Raw genomic sequence first — 5,938 nt, forward strand, 5'->3', positions numbered from 1 at the left:
AATACTGGACCCCCCCCGCGAAAGCTTGCTAGGGGCGAAGTATTACTTCTTGCCGCCAAAGCCCTTGAAGCGGGCGTTGAAGCGCTCGACACGACCAGCGGTGTCCATGATGCGCTGCTTGCCGGTGTAGAACGGGTGCGAAGCTGCCGAGATTTCGACGTCGATTACTGGGTAGGTGTTGCCATCTTCCCATTCGATGGTCTTGTCCGACTTAGCGGTCGAACGGGTCAGGATCTTCTCGCCGGATGCCAGGTCGTTGAAGACAACTGGGCCGTACTGTGGATGGATATCAGCCTTCATAGCTATACACCTTTTTTGTTTATGGCCACTGGATTTTGCCAGTAGCTACTTACTCGGAAATTGTGTCCCGCATTCAGGGCTCCATGAAGAGACCTCAATGCACAGACAGTCCATCCTATCGCAAAAGCGGCGGCGGCAGAAACCTTCTTAGCGTGGCGCGGAGCACAAATGCCAGAATGCAATTGCGCTAGCGGCACCAACATTCAGGGAATCCACTTCGCGGTACATAGGGATGATCACGGTCCGGTCAACGGCGGCCAGAGCTTCATCGGTAACTCCCCTGCCTTCGTTGCCCAAGATCATGGCGACCTTCTGGCCAGACTTGATCTCTACTTCGTTTAGCGGGATCGCGTCCTCGGTCAGTTCCATGGCGAGCATCTCGTAGCCATGCCTCTTCAAGGTCTGGATGTCCTCTGGCCACGACAGCATGCGTACCCAAGGAAGGTCGAAGACCGTCCCCATTGAGACGCGGGCGCTGCGACGGTACCAGGGGTCCACGCATTTGGGGGTGAGCAGCACGGCGTCAACGCCGAGCCCTGAAGCCGAACGGATAATTGCGCCGAGGTTAGTATGGTCGGCGACGTCTTCCAAGATGGCGACGCGCGAACTGGCTTCAAGCACTTCGTCCAGATCCAGCGGTTCGGGACGATTCATCGCTGCCATGGCGCCGCGGTGCAAGTGGAAGCCGACCAGATCCTGGAGCTGCCGATCATCCCCAATGAAAATCGGCGCGTCTGGGAAACGGTTGAACTCCTCGGTTAGCTGGTCCAGATGCTTTTCGGCGAGCAAGAAGCTGCGCGGCACGTGGCCCGCGTTGATCGCACGCTGCACCACTTTGGTGCTCTCGGCAATGTAGAGCCCGTTTTCCACGTCAGTGCGCATACGCAGGTTCGCTTCGGAGAGCCGGAGGTACTCGTCGAGGCGGGAATCGGCCAGATCCGCGACCGGCAGGATCCGTTCAGGGTTGAGAATTTCAGCCACGAAGCTACACCAACTTGTAGAGCATGTTGCCCAGGGCGACCAGGCCCAGGATGACGATGACCAGGCGCAGCAGCCCAGGCGAGAGCTTGCGGCCAATCTTGGCGCCGGCAAATCCGCCGATCAGCGAGCCGACAGCGATAAGCAGGACGACGAGCCAATTGATGCGTTCCGGCGCAATGATCAGGTACATCGCGGCCGCCACGAGATTCACGATCAGGGAGAGGATGACCTTGATTGCATTGGACTGCTGCAGGGATGCTTGCAAGAACACGCCGAATACCGCCATCAGCAGGACTCCCTGCGCGGCGGTGAAGTAGCCGCCGTAGACACCGATGATGAACACCAGGATGTAGAGGACCATTGGAATCTGGGCGCGATCGGCATCATCCGGGTCGGTGCCGCCGGAAGCGGCCTGCCGGGTCTTCGCCCACTTGGCAAGACGGGGCTGGAAGATCACCAGCACCAGCGCGCAAACCAGCAGCACCGGCGCAACGATGCCGAAGACGGACTCCGGCAGGTTCAGGAGGAGCAAGGAACCGATCAACCCGCCGATCAGTGAAACCGGCACGAGTTTGAGCAGCGTCTTCTTGACGCTGGCAGCTTCTCGACGGTACCCCCAGGCACCGGAGAAGCCACCAGCAACCAGACCCATGGCGTTGGAGACGACGGCATTCACCGGAGCCATGCCCAACGCCACGAGAATGGGGAAAGTGACCAACGTGCCCGAACCGACGACGGTGTTGATAGTTCCGGCCCACAGTCCGCCAATGAAGACCAGGGCTTCGCGCCAAAATTCGATCACGTGGAATTTTCCCCTTTAGTTATTGCTGTTAGCTGCGTGCAAAAGCAGAGTAGCGTCCACCTTCACGGCGCAGGCTCAGCGGCATGCCATAGGTTGCTTCCAGGTTCGCTTCGTTCAGCGTGGATTCGATCTCGCCGGCAGCGACAACTTCGCCGTCGCGCATCATCAAGATGTGGGTGAATCCCGCTGGCACCTCTTCAAGGTGGTGGGTCACCAGAACCAGCGCCGGGGCATCCTCGTCGGCTGCCAGTTCCGCCAGCTTGCCAACCAGGTCTTCGCGCCCGGCAAGGTCCAAGCCTGCTGCAGGCTCATCGAGGATCAGCAGTTCGGGATCGGTCATCAAGGCACGGGCGATCAGCACGCGCTTGCGCTCGCCTTCGGAAAGCTTGCCGAAAGGCTGGTTCATGAAGGTGGACATGCCCCAGTTGTGCAGCAGATGGAAAGCACGGCGCTCATCGAGCTTCTCGTACTTCTCGCGCCAGCGACCGGTCATGCCGTAAGCCGCGGTGAGTACTACGTTCAGCGCGGTTTCGTTGGCTGGAATGGAGTTGGCAACCAGGGCTGAGCTCAGGCCGATCAACGGACGCAGATCGAAGACCGACACCTTGCCCAAACGTTCGCCAAGGATATCCGCGGTACCGCGGGTTGGGTGCAGCCGGGTGGCCGCAATGTTCATCAAGGTCGACTTGCCGGCGCCATTGGGGCCGATCACAATCCACCGCTGTCCTTCTTTGACTTCCCAGGACACGTCCTTGAGCAGGTCTTTTCGCCCGCGTACAACGCTGACATCTTTGAAAGTTAGCACTTCGCTCATGGTATTCAAGATTAGACTTTTCGCCCCTGTTTCACTAATTGGAAATGCCGAACGGGGCCTGAGATCGCCGGATTGACCTGTATTGCGTCCAACGGCAATACTAGTTCGCTCCCCTGGGCCTGGTCAGCAGCTTTGCGCCAACACGTCATGTTTGGTCGTAAACACCGAAGCAATGAAAAATGGTTGCATGGCTTCATCATTGGTTTTCGCATCCCGCCCCGCTTTCTCCCGCACAGACTTCAACGCTGTATTGCAGCAAGCGGCCGCCGCCGGGCTCATTCCCGCCGCGGACGAGAGCCAGATCAAAGCCAGCGAAGAGCGGCTGGTCGCCAAGTTCCGCCTTGAACAGGCCGATCAGGCGAAGCTGCAGCAGGCTGCTGCGGCATTCGTCGATGCGCAGGTCGCCGACGGCGCACTGGAATACGCGGACATGTGCGTAGCGGTGGTACCGGCCGAACTCGTCGATGCTCCGCAGCTGCTCTTGCTGATGGATGTCGATTCCACCTTGATCAAGCAGGAAGTCATCGAACTGCTCGCCGCTCACGCTGGACGGGAAGAAGAAGTGGCTGCGGTGACCGAAGCAGCGATGCGCGGTGAACTGGATTTCGCCCAGTCCTTGATCCAGCGCGTAGCTACCTTGAAGGATCTGCCAGATACTGTCCTTGCCGAGGTAGGCCAGCGCATTGTCCTCTCGGACGGCGCCGAAGCCCTGGTCAAGCGGTTCCACGCTGCTGGGCACAAGGTCGGCGTAGTTTCCGGCGGGTTCCAGCAGATCCTGGATCCGTTGGCTGCCCATCTGGGCCTGGACCATGCGCTGGCTAACACCTTGGGCATTTCCGAGGGAATTCTTGACGGAACCGTTCACGGCCAGATCGTCGATCGCGGCATGAAGGAAACGATGCTGCGCGCCTGGGCCGAGGAACATCACATCCCGATGACGGCAACCGTCGCCGCCGGTGATGGCGCCAATGATCTGGCCATGGTTGCTGCCGCGGGTTTGGGCGTGGCTTTCAATGCGAAGCCTGCCCTGCGCGATGAGGCGGACGTGCGCCTGGACTTCTCGCGCCTGGACGTCATCGCCGACCTAGTACTCAATGATTTGGCTTAGCGGAATCCAACAACTGCATAACAATTCTGCCGATAGCGGCTTTCGGTAACTTGATCGGTTGTTCCAGCGGTTAGTATTTCTATTGACGCGTTTAACGGCTGGCGGCATAAGTCCTAGCCGCGCGCGTAGCCCCTATCGCTTTCGAAAGAGCTACCAGACCAGTGCAGACCCCCTCCCCGGACAGTTCCTCAACTACGCCTACGCACTCCGCACAAGACAAGAAGAAGCCGAAGAGCAAGGCCAAGCCTTGGATCATTACCGGTTCTTGTGTTGCAGCCGTAGCCGCAGCATATTTCGGCGGAGCCGCCTATGTCAGTTCCCAGGTTCCAGCCAACGCGTCAATTGCGGGCGTGAACATCGGATCCATGAACAAGGACCAGGCTCGCGCCGAATTGGAACGCGAGGTACTCCCCCTGGCTGAAAAGCCAATGGATGTCACCGTCAACGGTGAAAAGTACACCCTGGATCCGGCCAAGGCCGGCCTGGAACTGAACGTTGATGAAACCATCAACGAACTGACTTCCTACGAAATCAACCCCGCCAAGCTCTACGAGCGGCTCACCGGCGAATTCCACGTCACCCCAGCGGTCGACGTGGATCAGGAAAAACTGGGCGCGCAGCTTGAAGCGCTGGCCAAGAAGGCCAATGCCGAGGTCGCCGAAGGAACCATCGATTTCAAGGATGGCACCTCGAAGCTGACCAAGCCCGTCGACGGCGTAGCGCTGAAGACCGAAGAAGCCGCCACACTGATCAGCGAGGAATGGGAAATTGCCGGCGCGGCGATCGACCTGCCTGCCGAAGTCAGCAAGCCGGCGATCTCTGCCGACGCCCTGCAGGCGTTCTACGACAAGGACGTCAAGGCGCTGCTGAAGGACGAGGTCATCCTGGCATCGGATGACAAGAAGGCGTCCATCTCGGCCGCGTCTATTGCCGCGGCGGCAAAGTACGCGCCCAAGGATGGCGCCCCAGCGATCGCATTGGATGACGAGAAGCTCTACAAGGCTGCGACGAAGAATTCCGATCTTTCCAGCACTGCCAAGGATGCGCAGATCGTCTTGAAGGACGGCAAGCCGTCCATCATCAAGTCCTCCAAGGGCATCTCGCTGGAGACCAAGGGCCTGGGCGCCAAGGTCCTGGCCGCCACCGCTGCCAAGAACCGCACTGCCGAAGTTGAGATGACCGAGAAGGAAGCCGACTTCACCACCGCAGATGCGAAGAAGCTCGGCATCAAGGAACCGATCGTCACCTTCTCCACTCCCTACCCGGCTTCCGATACCGTACGCACCAAGAACCTGCATGCCGGTTCGGCGCGCGTCAATGGCGATATCATCAAGCCCGGCGAACGCTTCTCGCTGCTGCAGGCCTTGGGCCCGATCACCGTGGCCAACGGCTACTACAGCTCCGGGGTCGTGGAAAGCGGCTTCAGCACCGAAGCCGTAGGCGGCGGACTCTCGCAGATCTCCACCCAGATGTACAACGTCGGCTTCCTGGCCGGATACGACGACATCACCCACAAGCCGCATTCGCGCTGGTTCGAGCGCTACCCCGCGGGACGCGAAGCCACCTTGTGGGAAGGCCAGATCGACATGATCTGGGAGAACAACACCCCCTACGGCGTGATGATCCAGGCCTGGGTTTCGGGCGACAAGGTCAATACCCGCCTGTGGTCCACCAAGTACTGGGATGTCTCGCAGAAGAGCTCGGGCAAGTACAACCAGACCAACCCCGAGACCAAGTACAACCCGGCCGAAAAGTGCGTCTCGGAATCTGGTGGCAAGAAGGGCTTCAGCATCGATATCACCCGCTACCGGGAAGCCTTCGATGGATCCAAGAAGCTGCCAGCTGAAACCAAGAGCTGGACCTACAGCCCATGGCACAAGATCGTCTGCGGCGACAAGCCCAAGGACTGATCCAAGCGAAATCGCCCGGCGCC

Annotated in this window: 6 protein-coding genes; 2 read left to right on the top strand and 4 right to left on the bottom strand. The window is 59.5% G+C overall.

Annotated elements, in window-relative coordinates:
- Nucleotides 1-42 precede the first annotated feature (42 nt).
- From ACNPM8_RS16960 to ACNPM8_RS16975, 4 genes are all read right to left on the bottom strand, one after another.
- Nucleotides 43-300 (bottom strand): type B 50S ribosomal protein L31, encoded by a 258-nt coding sequence (locus ACNPM8_RS16960; protein ID WP_013348950.1) that lies wholly within the window; start codon nucleotides 298-300, stop codon nucleotides 43-45.
- Between the two features lie 147 nt (nucleotides 301-447).
- Entirely contained in the window at nucleotides 448-1,281 is an 834-nt protein-coding gene (locus ACNPM8_RS16965) for a TrmH family RNA methyltransferase (RefSeq protein ID WP_448940266.1), read from the bottom strand.
- A 4-nt stretch (nucleotides 1,282-1,285) separates the two neighbouring features.
- Nucleotides 1,286-2,083 carry a sulfite exporter TauE/SafE family protein gene (locus ACNPM8_RS16970; protein ID WP_105657800.1) on the bottom strand — a complete coding sequence of 266 codons (798 nt, stop codon included), beginning with the start codon at nucleotides 2,081-2,083 and terminating at the stop codon, nucleotides 1,286-1,288.
- A gap of 28 nt (nucleotides 2,084-2,111) precedes the next feature.
- Entirely contained in the window at nucleotides 2,112-2,897 is a 786-nt protein-coding gene (locus ACNPM8_RS16975) for an ABC transporter ATP-binding protein (protein WP_105657799.1), read from the bottom strand.
- Between the two features lie 187 nt (nucleotides 2,898-3,084).
- Here ACNPM8_RS16975 and serB point away from each other — a divergent pair, with 187 nt between their 5' ends.
- Both serB and ACNPM8_RS16985 read left to right on the top strand, forming a co-directional pair.
- On the top strand, nucleotides 3,085-4,005 hold the full coding sequence (serB, locus tag ACNPM8_RS16980) for a phosphoserine phosphatase SerB (protein ID WP_105657798.1): 921 nt from the start codon (nucleotides 3,085-3,087) through the stop codon (nucleotides 4,003-4,005).
- Nucleotides 4,006-4,166: 161 nt separating this feature from the next.
- A complete protein-coding gene (locus ACNPM8_RS16985; RefSeq protein ID WP_105657797.1) occupies nucleotides 4,167-5,915 on the top strand; it encodes a VanW family protein in 1,749 nt (582 codons plus the stop codon).
- Nucleotides 5,916-5,938: the final 23 nt, after the last annotated feature.

This window comes from Glutamicibacter sp. AGC46 (assembly GCF_053543715.1).

Bases quoted from the DNA above. Each gene is read 5' to 3' on its own strand.
- ACNPM8_RS16960 (WP_013348950.1), bottom strand. From the start codon at position 300: ATGAAGGCTGATATCCATCCACAGTACGGCCCAGTTGTCTTCAACGAC.
- ACNPM8_RS16975 (WP_105657799.1), bottom strand. From the start codon at position 2,897: ATGAGCGAAGTGCTAACTTTCAAAGATGTCAGCGTTGTACGCGGGCGA.
- serB (WP_105657798.1), top strand. From the start codon at position 3,085: ATGGCTTCATCATTGGTTTTCGCATCCCGCCCCGCTTTCTCCCGCACA.